This window comes from Pedobacter sp. W3I1, assembly GCF_030816015.1.
GTDB lineage: Bacteria > Bacteroidota > Bacteroidia > Sphingobacteriales > Sphingobacteriaceae > Pedobacter.
On sequence record NZ_JAUSXN010000001.1, the window covers coordinates 1,951,551 to 1,973,336 of the forward strand.

Sequence of the window (21,786 nt, forward strand, 5' to 3'; positions counted from 1 at the left end):
AACAATAAATACTTTTTAGATTACTACTTTTTTAGTATATTCCTTTATGTCTGAACCTGTTCCATATCCTGTTTTAAATGATGATGAACCTGTAAGGCAGTTTAATGATATCGATGCATCACTAACGTATAGTTATGCTAATTATCTAAACTGGCTTTTCCCTGAAAGGGTAGAGTTGATTAAAGGTAAAATCTTTAAAATGAGTCCTGCGCCGTCAAGGGTGCATCAGGAAGTTTCTATCAATTTATTAAATCCTATAGTCAATTTTTTAAAGGGTAAGCCCTGCAAAGTTTATTCTGCCCCGTTTGATGTTCGCTTTCCTAAAGAAAGCAAGGCCGATAAAGATGTGTATACCGTGCTCCAGCCCGATATTTGTGTTATCTGTGATAAAAGTAAACTAGATGCCCGTGGTTGTATTGGTGCGCCTGATCTTGTGATTGAAATTTTATCGCCTGGGAATACCAAAATGGAACTGCTTAATAAATATAAAGTTTACGAAGAATTTGGTGTTAAAGAATATTGGGTGGTGAGCCAAAGCGATCAGAGCATTTTAATCTACACCTTAAATGATGAGGGTAAATTCCAGCCTTCTAAAATATTTACCCTTAGCGAAAAAATCACTTCATCGGTATTACCAGGTTTCGAACTCTTGTTGGATGACGTTTTTGAGGATATCGATTAGTCTAATTTTGCTGTTATTGATATACCATTTAAATCAGCATTAAAGAACACAATAGCGGTTAATGCGCATATCAGTACAAAGTTATACTCCATACCATTTCTTCCTCCACCTACAACAAACCAGCCCTCCTTAAAATGGACCATGATGATTCCCATAATCAATACGAAAATTGTTGCAAAACATGCTAACCGGATATATTTGTTTATGACTAAAAGTATTGCACAAACAAGGTGTGAAAGGTCGTTTGAATGTTTTTTCTATCCTAAAATACAATTATCTATTGAAGCGTATGTATTTAGCATATAATTTTGGTGGCACAAGCCCATGTTTGTAAACCTGATTGAAGTGTAAAGCCCGCATTCCGATTCTTTACCGATGAATCGGCACTAAATTAGCATCGGGAGAGGACTTGTAACGAAAAGCAGGACTCACTTTAAAATGGAATGCTGCACCTGCTTTCCAAAAGAAACACCCCATCCTACGGACACCCCTCTAAAAGAGGGGAATTAATAAGTCTATTGCTTACCTTTCAGCTTACTCTGCTTTGGTCTTTCAGCTTAATTAGCTATTTTTGGACTTTTAATATCATTCATGAGCATATCCACCAAGTACAATCCTGCAGAAACAGAAGATAAATGGTATAGCTATTGGCTATCGAAGAAATTTTTCCACTCCGAACCCGATGAGCGCGAACCCTACACCATCGTCATTCCGCCGCCAAATGTTACGGGTGTGCTGCACATGGGGCATATGCTTAACAATACCATTCAGGATGTTTTAATCCGTAAAGCCCGTATGCAAGGCAAAAATGCATGTTGGGTACCTGGAACTGACCATGCCTCTATTGCTACTGAAGCGAAAGTAGTGGCCATGTTAAAAGAACAAGGCATTAACAAAAAGGATCTTTCGCGTGAAGAATTTCTGAAATATGCCTGGGAATGGAAAGAGAAATACGGTGGCATTATTTTAGAACAGTTGAAGAAACTGGGTGCAAGCTGCGATTGGGATCGTACCCGTTTCACCATGGAAGAAGACCTTTCTGAAGCAGTAATCGATTCGTTTATTCACCTGTATAAAAAAGGGTGGATTTACCGTGGTATCCGTATGGTAAACTGGGATCCGGCCGGTAAAACTGCCGTTTCGGATGAAGAAGTAATCCGCAAGGAAGTTAATCAGAAATTATATTACATTAAATACCTGATTTCGGGAACGGAAGACCAGTATTTAACGATAGCGACAACGCGTCCGGAAACAATTATGGCTGATGCGGCAATCTGTATCAACCCGAACGACGAACGTTTTATGCACCTAAAAGGCAAAAAAGTTTTCGTGCCTTTGGTTAACCATGAAATTCCGGTTATTGAAGATGAATATGTAGATATCGAATTCGGTACAGGTTGTTTAAAAGTAACACCAGCGCATGATTTAAATGATTATGAACTGGGTGTAAAACACAATTTGCCAGTTACCGATATCTTAAACGATGACGGAACTTTAAATGAATTAGCCGTTATTTTAGTGGGCGAAGATAGGTTTGTTGCCCGTAAAAAAATTGCCAAAATGCTGGAAGAAGCCGGCCATTTAGAGAAAGTTGAAGATTATAAATCGCAGGTTGGTTTTTCTGAACGTACTGATGCCGCTATCGAACCTAAACTTTCGATGCAATGGTTTGTGAAGATGAAAGAGATGGCTCAGCCTGCTTTGGATGACGTTTTGAATGGTGAGGTAAATCTGATTCCAAATAAATTTGAAAATACGTATCGCCACTGGATGGAAAATGTTCGCGATTGGAACATTAGTCGCCAGTTGTGGTGGGGGCAAAGAATTCCGGCCTGGTACGACGATAAAGGAAATTGGGTGGTTGCCAAAACAAAAGATGAAGCATTAGAAGAATTCTGGAAGAAAAAACATTTGGATGAAAGCTGCTCCGAAACGGAAAAAGCCGGATTTAAACATCAGTTAGAACCGTTTTTAAGACAGGACGACGATGTAATGGATACCTGGTTCTCCTCCTGGTTATGGCCGATTTCGGTTTTCGACGGCTTTAAAAATCCTGAAAATAAAGACATCAATTATTATTATCCAACCAACGACCTGGTTACTGCACCTGAAATTTTGTTCTTCTGGGTGGCCCGTATGATTATGGCCGGACATGAGTTTATGGGTAAAAAACCATTTACGAATGTATACTTAACAGGGATTGTACGCGATAAATTAGGCCGTAAAATGTCTAAATCGTTGGGTAATTCACCTGATCCGATCGGGTTGATTGAAAAATATGGTGCTGATGCGGTTCGTGTGGGTATGTTAATGTCATCACCTGCCGGAAACGATTTAATGTTCGATGAAAGCTATTGCGAGCAAGGGCGGAATTTTGCCAGTAAAATATGGAATGCTTTCCGATTGGTAAAAGGATGGGAAGTTGACGAAAGCCTGGAGAACCCGAATACCCAGGCCATATCCTGGTTCGAAAATCGCTTTAATGAAGCCTTGGTAGAAATTGAAGCTAATTTTAAGCAATACCGCCTATCAGAAGCATTAATGATCACCTATAAATTGGTTTGGGATGATTTCTGTGCCTGGTATTTAGAAATGGTTAAACCTGCTTACCAACAGCCAATTGATGCAGAGAGTTATCTAGCGACGATCGGTTTCTTCGAAAATATTATCAAATTATTGCATCCGAATATGCCTTTCTTAACAGAGGAATTATGGCATGATGATCTGTTTGCCGAACGTGGAGAAATGGATTGTTGTATTGTTGCCGAATTCCCTAAAGGAGGAACTTTTAATGAGCAATTGTTGAAAGATGCGGAGGTAATTAAAACCGTGGTAGCCGAAATTAGAAATGTAAGGAACCAGAAACAAATTTCTCCTAAAGAAGCATTGCCGTTAAGCATTAAAATAAATTCTGATCTGGATTATGAGAAATGGTTAAACATTGTTTTCAAACTGGCCAATGTATCTGAAGCGGAAATTGTAAACGATAAAATTGTTGGCGCAACGGCTTTTATGGCAGGTAAAGATGAATTTTTTATTCCACTGACCGAAAACGTTGATATAGAAGCAGAACGCGAACGTTTAAATGCCGATTTAATATACCTGCAAGGTTTCTTAAAATCAGTTGATTCTAAATTGAGCAACGAACGTTTTGTACAAAATGCAAAACCGGAAATTATTGCAAACGAAAGGAATAAAAAAGCCGATGCCGAAGCAAAAATCAAAATTATTGAAGAAAGTTTAGCGATATTGGGCTAGAAAATAGACGTTATTTAACTAAAAAAAGCCTTTCAGATTATTTTTCTGAAAGACTTTTTTTTAGCCGATTAAAATTATTTCAAACGTTTTCCTAACAACGATAAAAATATCTTATTGTAGTAAATATTGGGCTCTCAGCTGTTTATTTAAGGTTAATACGATTGCGAGCCATTATTATAAGATAAGGTTTCAAAAATATTACTTACCAAAATTTAAGGTTTGTTTTTATTAACCATATTTTAGGTTTATTAAAACGGTTTGTCAAAATAGCAAACCATTTAAGTGATAATCTAACCTAATATCCCAAATGGAAAATTCCAGAAGAAAATTTATTAAACAATCAGCAATATTTGCTGCGGCAACCTATGCAGGTACCATGGGTATGAGTGCTAAAAGTTATGGTCGTATCATTGGCGCAAATGACAGGGTACGTGTTGGTGTTGTTGGGTTTTCTGACCGTTTTAAAGAAACGTTATTACCTTGTTTTTTGAACCACAACAAGGAACTGAATTTCGATATTGTTGGTCTTTCTGATTTATGGAACTACCGGAGAGATTTAGGGATTGCCCATTTAAAAGCAAAATTTGGTCACGATATTAAAGCCTGCCGCAATAACGATGAGCTTTATGCCACCAAAGATCTTGATGCTGTAATTATCAGCACCGCCGATTTTCAGCACGCACTTCACACCATCGAGGCCGTAAAAGCCAGTTGCGATGCTTATGTGGAAAAGCCCTTTGCCGAAACCATGGACGATGCCAAAGCCGCCTTTAAAGCCGTTAAAGCGAGCAAGCAAATTGTACAAATTGGTTCGCAAAGAAGAAGTGGCGAGAATTATACCAATGCAGCAAAATTTATACAGGATGGAAAATTTGGGCCTATAACTGCCGTAGATTTAGTTTGGAACGTAAACCAGCCAGGCAGATGGCGCAGGCCAGATTTAGTGGCTAAGTTAAAAGAAGAAGATATCGATTGGAAACGATTCTTATTGAATCGCCCGGTTGGAAGCTTTCGATCCCAGAAAATATTTAGAATATAGGTTGTTCTGGCCTTATTCGTCGGGAATGCCTGGGCAATGGATGTCGCACCAGATTGATACAGTACATTGGTTTACCAATTTAAAACACCCGCGAAGTGTAGTGGCAAACGGTGGCATTTATACCTGGAAAGATGGTCGCAGAAATTGGGATTCGATGGTTGCCGTATTCGATTATGGTCAGCCAGATACTACCGATGGTTTCCAGGTTACTTTTACATCAAGAATGCAGAATAGTGTGGGTGATGTAGGCGAGGTTTACTATTCGAACGGTGGGGAGCTGAATTTAATTACCAATAAAGTATCGCCAAAAGGTGGTTTAAAAGAAAAAGAAGCTGCAGCCATGGGATTAAAAGCCAATCTTTTGCCTGAGTTTGATTTAAGTAAAACCGAAATTAAAGCGGCTACAGGAGCCAATATGGGTGGTGATTCGTTAACTTCTGGCCATATGCGGAACTGGATGGAATGTGTACGGAGTCGCAAAACCCCAAATGCGCCTGTAGAAGCAGGTTATTCACACTCTATTGCCAATATCATGACCAATGCTGCGGTACACACTGGTGCAAAAGCAATTTTCGATGAAAGCAGACAAGAAGTAATCGCAAACGGAAAAGTATTTAAATATTAATAACAATATATCGTCATTCTTCCCCGGAATGGCGACAAGAAAAACCCAATCATGTTAAATTTCAAAAAATATAGTATTCTGGCGCTTTCGCTAATCAGTTTATCATCCGCTGCCCAAAAAGCAAAACCATTATTTGACGGTAAAACGCTTACCGGTTGGAAAGCCGTTGCAGGTGCTGCTCCGTACAATGTTGAAGATGGAATGATTATCGGAACAATGACCAAAGGCACACCAAATTCATTTTTAATTACCGAAAAGGAATATGGCGATTTTATTTTAGAACTGGATGTGAAACTAGAAGGCGAAACCACCAACTCAGGTGTGCAAACACGGAGTCATATTAAACCAGAAGGAAATAATGGTAAAGGATTGGTTTTTGGAAGACAGGTTGAAATAGACCCTACACCAAGAGCATGGACAGGCGGAATTTACGACGAAGCCAGAAGATTATGGCTATATCCTTTGGAGCTTAACCCAGCTGCAAAATCCTTGTATAAAAAGAATGAGTTTAACCATTACAAAATCGAATGTATCGGTAACGAAACCAAAACATGGGTAAACGGAACACCGGTTGCCTATGTGATTGATACCTTGGATCAATCAGGATTTATCGGTTTGCAGGTTCATGGTATTGGCAATAACCTCGATAATGATGGCAAGAAAGTTTACTTTAAAAATATCAACATTCAAACAGAAGGTTTAAAAGCCAAAACTTTTCCTAAAGGAATTTATACCGTTAATTTAACACCAAATACGTTATCGGCTTACGAAAAATCAGAAGGTTATAAACTATTGTTCGATGGTAAAAGCAATGCAGGTTGGGTTGGTGCCTATAAACCTACTTTCCCCGCCAAAGGATGGAAAATTGCCGATGGTGTAATGAGCGTAGAACCATCAGGAGGTGCTGAATCGACCAATGGGGGCGATATTGTAACCAAGGATGAATATGCTGCTTTTGATTTGTCGTTCGAGTTTAAACTTACCCCTGGTGCCAACAGTGGCGTAAAATATTTTGTTACCCTGAGCGAAAAAAATACAGGTTCTGCTATTGGTCTCGAGTATCAGGTTTTAGATGATGTATTACATCCCGATGCAAAATTAGGCAGAGATGGAAATCGTACTCTGGCATCCTTATACGATTTAATGACTTCGAAAAAAGAAGCCCGTTATTTGCGCCCAATCGGAAGCTGGAACAATGGCCGTTTGGTGGTATACCCAAATAACAAAGTAGAACATTATTTAAATGGCGTAAAAGTTTTAGAATATACCCGTGGCTCGGAGGAATTTAAAAAATTGGTTGCTATTAGTAAATATAAAGACTGGAAAAATTTTGGTGAAGCGCCAAAAGGACATATCCTGCTACAGGATCATGGTAATAAAGTAGATTTCAGGACCATTAAAATCAAGAATTTATAAATTTTTGATTTGGAAATGAGTGCGAAGGTTTAAGTTATTTTAAGAATTTTTAACCACAGATTGACACAGATAAACACGGATTTTATCTGTGTCCATCCTTTCTATCTGTGGTTAATTATTTTTACTTGGGTTTGTATTAGCTTAGTTAGGTTGCCTCATAAGCACTAAAAGAAGTTAATTAGCCCCGACATACGCGAAAATACTTTTTGTGGCATTTCCGGTCAAATAGCAGCTACTGGTAACAAAAAGATTGTAGCATTGGCGGGACTACCCTTTAATAGTAGCAGGAGTTGAGCGCTCCAACAAAATAAAAAAGTAATATTTTAATCATTATACCATGCATCGTCGATCTTTTGTAAAACATACCGCTTTATTAGGTTCAGGACTATTAGTCGGCAATCAGGGCTTTGCCAATTTAATGACTGATGAAGTGATTAACGTCGCCATGATTGGTTGTGGCGATCGTGGTAAAGGTGTTTTGTCGGTAATTAAATCCATGCCTGCAAAGTATAAAATTAAAGCTTATTGCGATTTATTGGATTTTAGGCTTAAGGAAACCGAAAAGTATGTTCCTGCTGATGCAAAAGCCATAAAAGATTACCGCAAGGTTTTGGATGATAAAACAATTCACGCGGTTTTTATTGCTACACCTTTAAGCGAGCATTTCAGCATTGCAAAAGATGCAGTGCTGGCCGGTAAACATGTGTATGTAGAAAAAACCATGACCTACAATATTGCCCAGGCACTCGAACTTAAAAAACTGGTAAAACAATATCCCAACCAGGTTTTTCAGGTGGGTTATCAATACCGTTATTCTCCCCTGTATTTTAAGGTGAAAGATATGATTCAGAGTGGTTATTTAGGTAAGGTTAGCCAGATCGATTGTCGTTGGGATCGTAATGGCAATTGGCGTAGGGCAGTTTCGGATCCAGCCTTAGAACGCAAAATCAACTGGCGGATGTACAAGGAATATTCTGGGGGATTAGCCGCCGAACTTTTATCGCACCAGATCGATTTTATCAACTGGGCTTTCGAAACCCAGCCTGATGAAATTATGGGCTCGGGAGGGATAGATGTGTTTAAAGACGGGCGCGAAACCTATGATAATATCCAGGCGATTCTGCGTTATAATGAAAAAGGTATGATTGGCAACTTCGGGGCTACTTGTGGCAATGCGCATGATGGATATCTGTTTAAAATAAAGGGCACCAAAGGTTCAGTCTCTTTGCTGACCAATACCGGCTTATTTTGCCCCGAAGAAAGTACTAAAAAAGAATTAGGCATAGTTGATGGCGTAACCGGGGCTACAAAAATTGTAGTGAACAAAGACGGCGGAATCCCGATTTTGGATAAACCGACCATAGATGGTACAAATTATGCCTTAGATGAATTTTATAAATCGATAACAACCAGGAAAGAACCGGCATCGAATATTAATACCGGAACCCAGGCGGCTATCTGTGTAGCCATGTGTAATGAAGCCATTTATACAGGCGATAAACAGGTTTGGAAGACAGAATATAGCGTATAGATAATATTTTCTTTTGTCATTCTGAACGAAGTGAAGAATCTTTTTCTATTGGTTGGTGTCCCAGCGACCAAGAAGAACTATTATTCTACTTTCATTTTATTTTGGAAAGCAATTACAGTGGATCTTTTTAACGTTTGTCCTGCTTTCTGCTACAATCTTTTTTGCCTTCGACTACGCTCAGGATGACAAAAAAGGATTTTCGCGACAATCAGGTTTATAATCGGAGGGTTTTGCTGCTATTGAGGGTTGAAATGTATAATTAAGAAAAAAGATCTTATTCCTGCTCACTGCAGCCATTAATAGCTTTGCTGACTACGCCACATAAACCTGATCGCAGTGGTTCCGATTTTTCATCGGAAAGAACGTAGAGCAGGACTGGATAAACCCAAGTGCTGCTGTCTCTGCTTTCCATCAAAATCGTATTGCGTGCTATGAAGGGTTTTATGTTACCATGAGGAAGTATTTCATAGGCTGTAGATCCTTCGTGCCTCAGGATGACAACACTTCTTACAAGCCCAAATATTCAGGCATCTCCTGTACGAAGTTAAACTTACCTTTCTCCAGGTCCATCTTTGCATAAACATGCTGTAAACCATTGGTTAACACAATCCATTTCGCCTGGTGTATTGAATTGTACCGCGATGCCTGATCGAAAACCGATTGCGTAATCTTTACTTTGGGTGCCTTACATTCAATTAACATCAGCTTTTCGCCAGCAGTATTGTACACTAAAATATCACTTCGCTTTTGTAATTGGTTCAGCACCAAACCACCCTCAATCTGGATTAATGTACGTGGAAACTTTTTTTCCAAAATCAGGTTCTGTATAAAATGCTGACGGACCCATTCCTCAGGTGTAAGCACTAGGTGTTTCTTCCTGAGCTCATCGAAAATAAAAACCACATCATCCTTTTGGGTAATTTTAAATGGATACGGAGGAAGGCTAAGCGGGGTAGGAGTAAACATTTTCTCAGTTGGCAGTTATCAGTTTTCAGTTAACAGTTGGTAGTTCTCAGTTAACAATGGAATAAATAAAATAATCTATCAATTATTAAGGCTCCAAAGTTAATTAATTCTAAGATATGCAAGTAAATTTCCCATCTAATATCTCATGTCTCAAATCGCCTATCTAACATCTCTTAATTTATAAACATTTACCCAAATCGTTAAACCTAAATCGTAATTTTACAGGCAATGACTGCTGCCGAAATTATTAAAGATATTAAAGCCCGAAAATTCAAACCTGTGTACTTATTACATGGTGAAGAATCTTACTATATCGATCAAGTAACAGATTATATTGAGGATAAATTGCTGAACGATGCCGAAAAAGGCTTCAATCAAACTGTTTTATATGGCAAAGATACCGATATGGCTACGGTTTTGGGTGCTGCAAAGCGCTACCCGATGATGTCTGATTATCAGGTGGTCATTGTTAAAGAAGCACAGGATTTAAAATGGGGCAAAGAAGATTCGAGCAGCAAAGAGGGCGAATTTGTGCTTAATTATTTCGAAAAGCCTTTACCGAGTACCATTTTAGTTTTGGCCTTTAAGTATGCGAACTTCGATAAGCGTAAAAAAATCTATAAGGCCATTAATAAAAGCGGACTGATTTTTCAGTCAGATCCTGTGCGCGATTATAAATTAGTGCCCTGGATTGAGGAGTTTATTAAAGAAAAAGGTTACAAGATCGATCAGCAGGCGTCGGCTTTAATGGCCGAATATTTGGGTACCGATCTTTCTAAAATTGCCAATGAGATCGAAAAGTTAATGCTCAATGTGCCAAAGGAGGTAACCATTAATACCGATCTGGTTCAGAAAAATATAGGCATTAGTAAAGAATATAACGTTTTCGAATTGCAGAAAGCACTGGCTATCCGCGATGTGCTAAAATGTAATAAAATTATCAATTATTTCGCCAGCAACCCTAAAGCCAACCCGACTGTAATGGTTTTGGCCAATTTAGGTGGTTACTTTACCAAACTGCTAAAATACCACTACATCCCCAATAAGGCCGATGCGGCATCAGCTTTGGGTGTGCCTCCATTTTTTATCAAAGATTATGAGGTAGCCGCAAGAAATTATAACACCGGTAAAGTTTTCCAGGTGATTGGTTTACTGCGCGAATACGATTTAAAAAGCAAAGGTTTAGATAGTACCGGGAATGTTGATGATGGAGAACTCTTAAAAGAACTCGTTTTCAAAATTGTACACTAGTCTTTTTCTAAAAAAGCATGTATTTATTATCCGGGGAAACAATCAAATTTATAAACTTTTTCTTTAGTCATTAAGCAGGTTTTTTACTTTTTGCAGCATTTCATCTGCAGAGGTAGTGGCCAATAATTTAATGTCGAAAGTTCCTAATGCCATATTAAGTTCACTAAGTTGTTTTGTGTTTTTATCTGTCGCATATTGAGCCTTCAATATCGAAATTTTTTCAAAATCCTGTGCGCCTTCAATAAGCTTTTCAAACCTAACCGAACTTAAGGGGCCTGGGTAAATCTGGTAGGTATCGCCAGCCGGCCAGGTGATAAAACGACTATCAACCAGCGGATTTTTTGTCCAGCTGTTATAAGCCCACCTTACATATCCATCCAAGGTTTTATTAGCCGAGTACCAGCCCATCCAAACCTGTTCTGCTGGTGAAGAGAAGGTAAATGCATTTGGATAGGGTTCGGTGCAGCAGGTATACCAGGTACTGATTTTGCCTTGTTGCCGGCGCTTTTGCAGCACCTCAGCCGGGAAATCCCATTTCGAAGCAATGCAATAGTTATCAATATCACCTTCTATCTCGTTATGATAATCGCCGGCAAGGGCTATTTTCCAATCTTTATCGGTTTCTTTCAGTAATTTTATAACGGCTTTCATGGCTTCCATCGGGCGCTCGTCCATGGCGATATAAGTTTTGCTGAACCATCCTTTCTGTTTTAAATGAGCAGTGAAATCAATTAACATGGTCTTCCAAAAACGATTATAAGCTTCAGATCCAATGGCATCTTTAAGCACAGCTTCCTGCCCAAGATTTTCATCATAATAGGTGAAAGCAATTTTCCAGGGTACCATGCTATAACAGTTTATACGGTCTGTAATGCCACATTCCATTACAAAAGCAATGTATTGATCAAATAAGCTATAATCGTATTTCCAGCTGCCATCTTTCTTTTTTGTCCATTTAATTAAACTCGGGTAATCATCAAACGTTTGATGACCCCATGGTTCGTTTACGATACTGGCCGTTATTGTTTTTTGCCCTGCATTGGCCAGCATTTGATAGTATGCTTTCATTAAGGAAAAATGCTCGGCACTCCAGGTTTGAACATGGTGTACACGTGCAATGGCCTGTGGGTGTTGCCAAAGATCCAAATCGTACTTCCATTTGCTGGCAGGAGGTAGTGTTCTGTCTACTACCTGAACAGCAATTTGTAATACCTGTTCCTGAGCGCCAATTACTTTAATCTGGCCAGTATAGCTGCCTGGTTTGGCATTTGCCGGTACTTTTATGCTTAGCCAAACGGGTTGTGTATTGTTTTTGGAAAGGCTTACCGCTGCGGTTTTAGTATCTATAATGTCGGCTACGTAAGAAGAGTCGAAATCTTTTGCTTTTCTGTAACCACAACCATCTTTAAATTCATCGGTAATTACATATTTTAAAAATCCGCTGCTCATGTTTTCTTTTTTTATCACATTTCCTTGCGCATCTTTCAGGTCAGAAACCTGTAGTTTGATTGGTTTTGATTGTTCTCCGCTCCATAATAACACTTGTGTATTTATCTTTTCGCCTTTCCATGCTTTTGTTGACCATGTTTTTTGCATCGCTATTTCAGGTAGCGCTTCTTTTGCAAAACGGATATTGGAGGAGGCAAAACTCACCTGTAATCCAGGCTTAACTTTGCTCCAATCAGTATTGGCATGAGGCCTGTTTTGAGCCTCAGTGGTTAAATAAAAACCTAAGAAACAGAGTAAGAATAGATATTTCATTCTTCCAAATTAGTAATTTGCTTATTAAAATAATACGATTTTATGAACATGCCATGTACGCAAACGTTTGCTGTTGTGTAACGAAATAGATAGATTGAGGTTTGCTTTAATTCTTTACCGGAAATGATAGATTTTGAATGATTTTAAAAAATAGGAAGCGGAATCAAAAGCGATCCGGGCGATCACATCTAGCGCAAGACTTAGTATTACCCGGCCAAATTAAAGGCCTGACTTGTTTTTATTGATATATATCATTTTAGCAGGTGATAAACGTCAATAGGCAAGATGGTATATGAGCGTACATTCGATAAACAAATTATAGAAATCATGAAAAAAGTTCATTTTTTATTCTCCTTTGTGTTAATGGCATTAGCAATGTTTGCAGTCAATGTCTTCGGTCAGGTAAAAACAGAAAAAGTGCAAGTCGAAAAAATATCCATCAATAAGAAAGGAGAAATCCACGACCACGGCTGGAACAAACTTGGCTACATTACCAAGGACAATATTATAAAAAACAACGAAGGGAAGACCCTTTATTTTATTGATGGTAATGGAAACGTTATTGATTCAAAGGGAACGAACTTGGGTAAAGCACAAAAGAATGGCAACTATTACAATATCAACGGAGAAAATATTATAACAGTGAGGGATACCGATGCCGAAAAATGTGAAATACTGGATCCAAAGGGCCACTCATTGGGCACTGTTCATAAGAACTATAAGCTACATGCCTGCGCTGCCCATTGTTATTTCCTTGAACAGAAAAAAAATAAATCAACACGGAAGCCATAAATTTTTGTTTTACAATAGACGGTTAAAAATAATTACCATGGAACACCAGCACCATACAGAAAAGTCTGCTCCCAATGCAACTAATGACCATAAGACTATGGATCACAGTAAAATGTCGCACGGCTCAAATCCTGCAATGGGCCATGAGGGGCATAACCATCAGGCCATGATCGATGATTTTAAGAAGCGGTTTTATGTGGTACTGGTTTTAACCATTCCAATTATGCTGTTATCAGAAATGATACAGCATTTCATTGGTGTAGACTGGCTGTTTACTGGCTCATCTTATATCCTGTTGGCACTGTCATCTATTTTGTTTTTTTATGGCGGCTGGCCATTTTTGAAAGGATGGGTAGACGAGGTAAAAATGAAGAACCCAGGTATGATGTTCCTGATTGGTTTTGCCATCACAGTTGCTTATGCATATAGTGTAGCCATAGTTTTTGGATTAGCAGGTATGGATTTTTTCTGGGAACTTGCCACGCTGATATTGATCATGCTTTTGGGGCATTGGATAGAAATGAAATCAATAGCCGGAGCATCAAAGGAACTGGAACTATTGGTGCAGTTGATGCCCTCCGAGGCACATATGGTAATGCCTAATGTGGTTCATGATGTAAAAACCCGATACACTGAAAGAGAACGATATCATTCTGGTAAAGCCTGGTGAAAAGGTGGCTGCCGATGGAATAATCTTGGATGGTGAAAGTTATCTGAACGAATCTATGCTTACCGGAGAATCCAAGCCGGTACAAAAAGTAAAAGGCGATAAGGTAATTGCAGGCGCTATCAATGGAAACGGATCCATTAAGGTTACCGTATCACATTCCGCAAAGGATTCCTATCTCTCGCAGGTGATCAAACTGGTTAATGATGCGCAGAAATCGAAATCGCGAACGCAACTGTTGGCAGATAAGGCAGCAAGGTGGTTAACCGTTATCGCCCTTGTTTCTGGCATTGGTACATTTTTATACTGGTATTTAGCAGGACAGACCTTGGCCTTTGCCATGGAGCGGATGGTAACGGTAATTGTGATCTGCTGCCCACATGCTTTGGGTCTGGCCGTGCCATTGATAGTTGCCAAATCAACCGCTTTGTCTGCTAAGAATGGCCTGCTGATCAAGAATAGAACGGCATTTGAAAATTCCAGGAAGATAACCACCATCGTATTTGATAAAACTGGCACGCTAACCGTGGGGAAATTCGAGGTTTCAAAAATCGTATCTTTGCAAAAAACTATCGATGACAAGGAAATCATCCGCCTTTCATCAGCTTTAGAGCAACAATCTGAGCACCCAATCGCAACTGGAATTCTTCAAAAGGCAAAAGAACTCTCTATCAAAATTCCAAACACAGAAAATTTCAATGCAATTACCGGTAAGGGCGTTGAGGCAAACGTGGAAGGTAAAAAAGTAGCAGTCGTAAGTCCTGGCTATCTTAAGGAAAACAAGATAACAATCCCACAAGGTTTTAAGGCCAACGATACCGAGACTGTCGTGTTTTTATTGATAGATGATGTATTGGCAGGTTACCTTGCACTGTCTGATGAGATACGACCAGAATCCGTGGAAGCTATCAAAACATTGAAAGAGAACAATATTAAGTCGATACTTCTTACTGGAGATAATGGCAAAGTAGCCGCAAGCGTTAGCAAAGCTTTAAGTATGGATAGTTTTATTGCTGAGGTATTGCCACACCAGAAATTAGAAAAAATTAAGGAGTTGCAAAGCAAAGGTGAATTTGTAGCCATGACAGGTGATGGTGTAAATGATGCCCCTGCACTGGCAATAGCGGATGTAGGAATTGCTGTTGGTTCGGGTAGCGATATTGCAGCAGAAACAGCGGGTATCGTGTTGGTAAACAGTAATCCTAAAGACGTGGTTAACCTGATTCTTTTCGGCAAAGCAACTTATCGGAAAATGATACAGAATTTGGTGTGGGCTACAGGGTATAATGTATTTGCACTTCCATTGGCAGCAGGTGTACTGTACCATCAAGGTGTTTTATTAAGCCCTGCCGCAGGTGCTATATTGATGACAGTGAGTACGGTCGTGGTAGCGGTTAATGCAAGCTTCTTAAAAGTTAAAGCTTAATTTTTTGGCAATTACTCATTATTTGTTACGATAATCATCAGCAAAAGACCAATATGAAGAGTATTGATGGGAGCGTCTCATGAAACGTGTTAAGATCTAAATTAATGCTTCTCTAAAAAAAAAATCTGACAGTAAAAAAAACTCTAGTAGACTATTGCAATTCAAGTCTGGGGCGACCAAGTCTAACTCAAGCCTTAGTATCACCCGGCCAAATTAAAAGCCGAAGCCTTTGCCTTAAAATAAATCCCTCAATTAAACTTCTGGCTAAAGCACAAGTCACCCGGCCCAGAGGCCTAAGCACTAAGACTTGCGCTGGTAATGGTTTGGTGAATTCATCTAGCAAACCGAATCACTTATTCTTACAAAGTAAAAATGCAATGCTTTGATCTATTTGTTGCAGGAAATTATTAAATTTAAATATGGAAAAGTTGACCATCAGTATTCCCGATGAGAAAAGCGACCTTGTAAAACAGATTCTTAAAGGTATGGGCGTGCTTATTCAGGGTGCAGCAACAACCCCTTCTTCATCCTACAGGGAAAAGCTAAAAAAAGTGTCCACCTGGGATGAAAAGGACTTGGAAACACTCGAACATGCCAAGACTGCTTTTTCTAACTTCAAGGCGGAAGAATGGTAATTGATACAGGAATCTTCATTGAACACTTGCGGGCCAAAAATAAGACCAAAACTACCCTGTACAACCACATCTAGCGCAAGTCTTCGCGGCCCTGGTCAAAATTAAAGACCCGACTTGTGCTTTAAAGTAAATTCCTCAATTAAACTTCTGGCTAAAGCACAAGTCACCCGGCTCACTGGGCTTAACACCAAGACTTGCGCTGGTAATGGTCGGAATGAAGATCTTTTCGAAGCGATTAACCACCCCGCCCTTTGGGCACCCCTCCTAAATTAGGAGGGGAGTTTTCCCTCATAGCTGAATAAGGCAAATGGCCAATTAAAATTTGAACGGTTATAGTGTAGCTGCTAAACCGATAGTTTCCTTACATTCATTACACTCAACAGCATTACACCAGGCATTGCAATCGGTAAACCAATCATAAATCATTTTATATGCAGCGGTAATTTCGGCAGAAAAATTCAGGCTTGCACCCTCATAACCTTCTTCCTGAAAGATGTAGGTATTTAAGCCATAATATAATAGTTCTGATAGGTGTTCTATATCAAAATGGCAAACGGCTTGCAATTGATAAGCCTGGTTTTGGGCATATTGCTGAAAAGCATCATCATTGGCCAGAGGTTTCGTTTTGGTAAATAGCTTGATGATATGGTTTACATCGTAAAGGGCGTTGGCAATGGTAATGGGTTTGTGTTTGCCTGCACGTGGATCGGGGCCGGTACAGGCGCTAAGCATTTCGGTAAGGAGTTGATTCACATCCGATAAACTAATCATATCGAAATAGGCTTCAATCAGTTTCCGGAATTCTGTTACAGCTGCTACCTGATTTGGGAGCTGTGTGTTTGGGTTTTTACAATTGTCGTTTAGCATAACATTGATAAAAAGATCCTGAGACGCTGCTAAACGACAATTAACTCTTTACAGAGAAAATATAGATGCGGGACTACCGCTCGTCTCAGGAATATTGTTAAAAATTGAATTGCTTACTTAATTGCTTCTCTTGTTAAGATTAGTAAAATATGTTAATTATCATTTAGCATAGGCAAGATAAATATAATAAATCAATCAACAAAATATTGTTGCTCAAATAATGCATGAATGAAGGCGGTTTTATACTTGCAGTCGACAGTTCAGACGTTGCAGTCGACAGTTCAGACGTTGCAGTCGACAGTTCAGACGTTGCAGTCGACAGTTCAGACGTTGCAGTCGACAGTTCAGACGTTGCAGTCGACAGTTCAGACGTTGCAGTCGACAGTTCAGACGTTGCAGTCGATAGTTCAGACGTTGCAGTCGACAGTTCAGACGTTGCAGTCGATAGTTCAGACGTTGCAGTCGATAGTTCAGACCTTGCAGTCGGTAGTTCAGACGTTGCAGTCGACAGTTCAGGCGTTGCAGTCAATAGTTCAGACGTTGCAGTTGATAGTTCAGGCGTTGCAGTTAATAGTTCAGAGGTTGCAGTCGACAGTTTAGACCTTGCAGGTGATAGTTCAGACTTTGCAGTCTAAATGAATTGTTCACTTTTTAGTTCTTATACAATTCAGGCCTGGTTTTGATCATTCCCCATTTTAACTTAGGTAATTCGAAGATCTCATCATAAAGTGTCCTAACTTGCTTATTTCCACTTAAAGAAAGGTGCACTATGTTTTTTAGTGATAAAATTGGGCTATAGTCTTTGCTTTGAAGTCTTTCTGTTAAAAGGCGGAAGAACTTGAGTTGAGGCATGTTATTTAAGAAATCTATTTGCTCAATTTTAATGTATTGCGGTCCGAAGCCATCACCTTCAATGCTCAAACTTTCGAGTGTCGATAGATTTGAAAGGTCATCATAGTTAGTTATTTTTTGAAAGTTTTCGACCGATAAACCTATCAAGTTTTTAAGTTTTGTTAAAGGTTTTATCGATTCAACACCTGCTCCGGAACCAATATGTAATAATTCGATATGGGTTAATCCTTCAATTGCAGAAATATCTTTATAACTGCCCCACTTAATCTCAAGGCGCTTTAATTGCTTTTGATTACAAACCGCATCAAAAAGTTCCTGAGGCATTCTTGTCCCAAAATGTAACTCTTTGAAAGCTGTTTGATTCTGTGTTAAAAACTCACACCATTCCATTACATCTTGAGTGCTGTAATTTTTGGTCGTTCTGTAATGTTGTAGTTTGATTTGTAGCTTACTTCAACTTCAGCCACCTTAAATGGGTTTTGTTCTTGTACCATAAGATTTAAATTAATTATGGTACGATGGCAAGCTTTAAGATCAACTAAGCAAAGGAGGAACGGATATAAATAGGTTGTGCGATTGCCACGTGAGGGTTTATGCCGTAGATCCTTTAAGCGTATTGAGATTACAAGCTTAAATTTGCTTAATGATTAATTATATTAGAGGTACTCAAATATTTAACGCAAAATATTAGATCCAACTCTTTAACCAAAGTTATGTTATGAAGCGGCATTAGCATAATTTGAAAAATTTGGTTTCGAACTTAGGTGTTTTAGTGTCATAGCTTTTAATTGATAATTGCGTACAATCATCAATACTCGCGTCAATATTTAGAAATTTTGAAATTATTTTTTTGATCCCTGCAACAGGTTCTAGAAACAATCTTGAATCACCAGCATTATTTTCATAATTATGCCATGTCGCAACCTTTGTATCACCTAACATAATCGAATATCTTAACCTATGGGTAGAGCTTCCCTCCTCCAAGAATGAATAATTAGAAAAAGTAAGATATAGGATATCCTGATCGCCATTGACTCGATATTTTATATATGGATAATGCTCTTCCTTGTCTGAAATATCATTTTGTGCAAGTATGACCGCAGTTAGAATATAATCATTTTGACTCAGTTTCTCGTATGCAGCTTCTAATATTCTAGAATAATTTGGTAACAGATACTTTAAGTCATCAAGTTTTGTAATTTTAACCTTGTCGAGTAATAAATATAAGATAGTTTGAGCAAACGTGGAATTCGCTATACGATTAATCATATGAGCAAACCCAAAACTATCTTCGCAACCTTGACCTTTTGTATGTCCGAGATATGTGATGGTATTTGAATTCTTAGTATAATTATGGATTTCGTAACAAATCCATGGGCGTCTCATTGTCCATAACCAATTTTCGCATTCCCAATCGTACGTTGCTATCACTGGCAGTACTTTATATAGGTTTGAAAAAGCTATAACTTCTTCCATCAGTTCGAATGAATTTAAATTCTGATCAACTGAAACCAAGTCAACAAGCAAATATTCTATCCCAATTTCCTGCGAATAAACAAGAGCTAATAGAAGGTTTTTAGATTCATTATTGGATGAAATATCCCATTTCCAAGAAAGTATGGCAACTTTTTCCGTAGTTGTTGTTATATAGATTTCCTTTGTTAGAAAGTTGGATACTGAGATAGAAGTTTTTGTCGTATCCAGGATCGTCGATTTTATGTCTATTGCTCTTACTTGTCTACTAATGTGCATTCTATATAAGTTTTAAATATTTATGAAGAATAGTTTGAACTGGTGATTCCGATGAACTTTGACCAAAGGCAGTCATCGTTGATAAACTGAGACTTAGAAAAATCAATATTTCTTTTATATCCGTTAAATTTATATTTAAAAGGACATAGTATAATCAATGAAAATATTGCAGTGGGCTTACCCTATAGGTTTTCTTGGAACATCAGTAGATAAAATTTATATATTATTTTTTGCTTTAACGAGATTGGCAACTAAAATTATAGATGTTAACATAAAAAAACCAATACTGAATTTGATTGCTTAGCCTGTGTTGAAAACCCACTTGCTAACTCTTTTAAAAGCCGGTATCTTCCATAAGCTATTTTTATCTTGATAAAAGGACCCTAAATTTTATACTATAACCACAATAAAAAGTGTCCTAATTACTTTTTAGATTTTTTCCAAATGTGAACAGAAACATTTCTATGTTTTCAGGTTTGCATTCCAACTTATTCGCAATTGATGTAGTAAGTTCCAAAAACAAGGGATATTTTTTCTCTGCAGTAGCTCCATAGCTTATGGGTAAAAGATTTTCATATTGAGAAAAGCTTTTACTTGACAATGCATCAATTAGCCGAAGATCTAAAATCTGGCATTCATGCCCGTTTATTTTTATTTCAAAAAAGTACAGTAGTTTGCTGATCGTAGATAATGCTAAACCTTTTACACTCTTGAGCCTATCCATCAGTACCCAATGGTCATCTGTTGTTGGGCTCTCTATGTTTCTCATGGTAGAAATGGATTCTTCAATAATTTCTATTGACTTAAGGATATTTATGAAATGCTTACCTCGCATCCCTTGTGGATAGCCCCAGTATATAGTTAAAATTATTCTTTTTCTTACGTTTGATATGCTCCTAAAAATATCGCTCCTTGAAATACTCAATGTATAATCCAAACCGAAAACGTCATCATTTAATAATTTTAACCAAGGAATTTCCTTTTCTGCTTTAACCCATGTTGATCTTTTTGTAGAGAAAAAGATGTCTCGAACTGGAAGCTCCTTGATTAAACCTGCGTATAAGCTAATCATGCTTTTCAATAACCAAATTAGAAACCGGTTGATTCTTAAACTCTTTTAACTCTAGTAATAAATTATCGATAAACTCGAAAAGTAATTCTTCTTCATTAAAGCCAAAATGTTTTTCAACATTAGATTTATTGTCCCCTTCGTAATTAAAATCCTTCAATGATAATACAAAAGGGAGATTTACCTTAATATCATAATGCTCATCTTTAGAATTCCAAAAGTGAACCTTGTAGCCTTTTTCACTGCACCAAATATCCATTTTAAGGTATAAATTTTCCAACTCAAAAGCTTCAAACACTGCATCGCGACTTTTATACCTCCATATACTTTTAAAAGGATAGCATTTTCCCTTATATTTTCCTTCAATTCTGATTGCTAAATATTCTGGAAGATCATTCAGCATGTTCCTTACTGAGAGCGATGTTCGTAGATTATCACTTTCCTTTAGTGTTAGGTAAAATTTTTCTAGTGTAATAGTGTCCATAGAGTTTGTATTTAAAAACTTAATTAAGTTGCCGTACTGGCGTAGTATAAAAAGACTTTCGGAATTATTGCATTCGATTATTGATGGGACTATCCAATTATCAAATAAATTTGTGCTTCCTAGATTATAGGACGGCACGAAATATATCAGAGGATTAATATTTTCGATTTCGTCATTCGTCCAGTCATTCTGATTTAAATATTTCGATGAAGTTAATGTTAGATAGACAATTGCCTCAACGCTGTAATTTTCAGACACGATTTCAAAATATCTCGGTATTTGTCTCTGCTGATCTATTGCATTATATATTTTGTTTTCAATTAGAATAGCCTTGCCACTATTTGAATCCGAAATGAGTATATCGATGTTATTCTCTTCTCTTGACACTCTTGAGTTTTCAAAATCAGATGGATTTAGATTTCGTTGAGGATTGCATTTATTTAATAGATGAATGAATGCATTTAGAAACTTATTGCCTTCTCCATGTTTTTCGTTTGGATCTAAGAAGGCCTTAATAATGTCGCTATGAAAATTTTCACGGTAATATAAGTCGGATGAAATAGTGAAAACATTAAATCCAATTTCTGACTTGGTTCGGGAAGAATGCTCATAATTTCTTGCAGTTTCTTTTGCATTTAGCAAGTAAGATTTAGTTTCCTTTGCTTGTTGCTCGATTACTTGACGCCAGTCTTTTAGTATTTGCATATTTAAAA

The 21,786-nt window shown here is 38.0% G+C and carries 18 protein-coding genes and 1 pseudogene; 11 read left to right on the forward strand and 8 right to left on the reverse strand.

The window, feature by feature from the left end; all coding sequences use genetic code 11:
* Positions 1-46: 46 nt before the first annotated feature.
* Positions 47-682 (forward strand): Uma2 family endonuclease, encoded by a 636-nt coding sequence (locus QF042_RS08385; RefSeq protein ID WP_307527178.1) that lies wholly within the window; start codon positions 47-49, stop codon positions 680-682.
* On the opposite strand, the gene QF042_RS08390 is transcribed toward QF042_RS08385, so the two are convergent.
* Positions 679-837, reverse strand: a complete 159-nt coding sequence (locus QF042_RS08390; RefSeq protein ID WP_307527180.1) for a hypothetical protein — start codon at positions 835-837, stop codon at positions 679-681. The two genes, QF042_RS08385 and QF042_RS08390, sit on opposite strands and share 4 nt — an antisense overlap.
* A 436-nt stretch (positions 838-1,273) precedes the next feature.
* On the opposite strand from QF042_RS08390, the gene QF042_RS08395 reads away from it, so the two are divergent.
* The 4 genes and pseudogenes from QF042_RS08395 (at position 1,274) to QF042_RS08410 (ending at position 8,551) form a co-directional block, all read left to right on the forward strand.
* Positions 1,274-3,940, forward strand: coding sequence for a valine--tRNA ligase (locus QF042_RS08395; RefSeq protein ID WP_307527182.1), 2,667 nt, complete (start codon positions 1,274-1,276; stop codon positions 3,938-3,940).
* Positions 3,941-4,247: 307 nt separating this feature from the next.
* Positions 4,248-5,604, forward strand: a pseudogene (locus QF042_RS08400) (Gfo/Idh/MocA family protein).
* A 51-nt stretch (positions 5,605-5,655) separates the two neighbouring features.
* Entirely contained in the window at positions 5,656-7,020 is a 1,365-nt protein-coding gene (locus QF042_RS08405; protein WP_307527184.1) for a DUF1080 domain-containing protein, read from the forward strand.
* Positions 7,021-7,357: 337 nt separating this feature from the next.
* Positions 7,358-8,551 carry a Gfo/Idh/MocA family protein gene (locus QF042_RS08410; RefSeq protein WP_307527185.1) on the forward strand — a complete coding sequence of 398 codons (1,194 nt, stop codon included), beginning with the start codon at positions 7,358-7,360 and terminating at the stop codon, positions 8,549-8,551.
* Positions 8,552-9,058: 507 nt separating this feature from the next.
* Here QF042_RS08410 and QF042_RS08415 read toward each other — a convergent pair.
* The gene (locus tag QF042_RS08415) at positions 9,059-9,517 is read right to left on the reverse strand and encodes a type I restriction enzyme HsdR N-terminal domain-containing protein (protein WP_307527187.1); all 459 of its coding nucleotides are present in this window, start codon (positions 9,515-9,517) and stop codon (positions 9,059-9,061) included.
* Between the two features lie 228 nt (positions 9,518-9,745).
* Here QF042_RS08415 and holA point away from each other — a divergent pair, with 228 nt between their 5' ends.
* Positions 9,746-10,768, forward strand: a complete 1,023-nt coding sequence (gene holA / locus QF042_RS08420) for a DNA polymerase III subunit delta (protein ID WP_307527188.1) — start codon at positions 9,746-9,748, stop codon at positions 10,766-10,768.
* Positions 10,769-10,831: 63 nt separating this feature from the next.
* Here the strand turns inward: holA and QF042_RS08425 are convergent, their stop codons facing one another.
* The gene (locus QF042_RS08425; protein WP_307527190.1) at positions 10,832-12,529 is read right to left on the reverse strand and encodes a DUF4091 domain-containing protein; all 1,698 of its coding nucleotides are present in this window, start codon (positions 12,527-12,529) and stop codon (positions 10,832-10,834) included.
* 327 nt (positions 12,530-12,856) lie between these two features.
* On the opposite strand from QF042_RS08425, the gene QF042_RS08430 reads away from it, so the two are divergent.
* The 4 genes from QF042_RS08430 (at position 12,857) to QF042_RS08445 (ending at position 16,049) form a co-directional block, all read left to right on the forward strand.
* Positions 12,857-13,321 (forward strand): 5-fold beta-flower protein, encoded by a 465-nt coding sequence (locus tag QF042_RS08430; protein ID WP_307527192.1) that lies wholly within the window; start codon positions 12,857-12,859, stop codon positions 13,319-13,321.
* Between the two features lie 37 nt (positions 13,322-13,358).
* Positions 13,359-13,991, forward strand: coding sequence for a hypothetical protein (locus QF042_RS08435; protein ID WP_307527194.1), 633 nt, complete (start codon positions 13,359-13,361; stop codon positions 13,989-13,991).
* A gap of 4 nt (positions 13,992-13,995) precedes the next feature.
* The gene (locus QF042_RS08440) at positions 13,996-15,414 is read left to right on the forward strand and encodes a heavy metal translocating P-type ATPase (RefSeq protein ID WP_307527197.1); all 1,419 of its coding nucleotides are present in this window, start codon (positions 13,996-13,998) and stop codon (positions 15,412-15,414) included.
* Between the two features lie 419 nt (positions 15,415-15,833).
* Complete coding sequence (locus QF042_RS08445) at positions 15,834-16,049, forward strand: hypothetical protein (RefSeq protein ID WP_307527199.1); 216 nt, start codon at positions 15,834-15,836, stop codon at positions 16,047-16,049.
* 330 nt (positions 16,050-16,379) lie between these two features.
* Here the strand turns inward: QF042_RS08445 and QF042_RS08450 are convergent, their stop codons facing one another.
* A complete protein-coding gene (locus QF042_RS08450; protein WP_307527201.1) occupies positions 16,380-16,916 on the reverse strand; it encodes a hypothetical protein in 537 nt (178 codons plus the stop codon).
* Positions 16,917-17,140: 224 nt separating this feature from the next.
* Between QF042_RS08450 and QF042_RS08455 the strand changes: the two genes are divergently transcribed.
* Positions 17,141-17,551, forward strand: a complete 411-nt coding sequence (locus QF042_RS08455) for a hypothetical protein (protein WP_307527203.1) — start codon at positions 17,141-17,143, stop codon at positions 17,549-17,551.
* A gap of 16 nt (positions 17,552-17,567) precedes the next feature.
* Here the strand turns inward: QF042_RS08455 and QF042_RS08460 are convergent, their stop codons facing one another.
* From QF042_RS08460 to QF042_RS08475, 4 genes are all read right to left on the reverse strand, one after another.
* Positions 17,568-18,158, reverse strand: coding sequence for a hypothetical protein (locus QF042_RS08460; RefSeq protein WP_307527205.1), 591 nt, complete (start codon positions 18,156-18,158; stop codon positions 17,568-17,570).
* 339 nt (positions 18,159-18,497) lie between these two features.
* A complete protein-coding gene (locus QF042_RS08465) occupies positions 18,498-19,520 on the reverse strand; it encodes a hypothetical protein (protein ID WP_307527207.1) in 1,023 nt (340 codons plus the stop codon).
* 418 nt (positions 19,521-19,938) lie between these two features.
* Positions 19,939-20,592: a hypothetical protein gene (locus QF042_RS08470; RefSeq protein WP_307527209.1), complete on the reverse strand. Its 654-nt coding sequence runs from the start codon at positions 20,590-20,592 to the stop codon at positions 19,939-19,941.
* A complete protein-coding gene (locus tag QF042_RS08475) occupies positions 20,585-21,778 on the reverse strand; it encodes a PD-(D/E)XK nuclease family protein (protein WP_307527211.1) in 1,194 nt (397 codons plus the stop codon). The genes QF042_RS08470 and QF042_RS08475 overlap by 8 nt, the downstream gene beginning before the upstream one ends.
* Positions 21,779-21,786 lie beyond the last annotated feature (8 nt).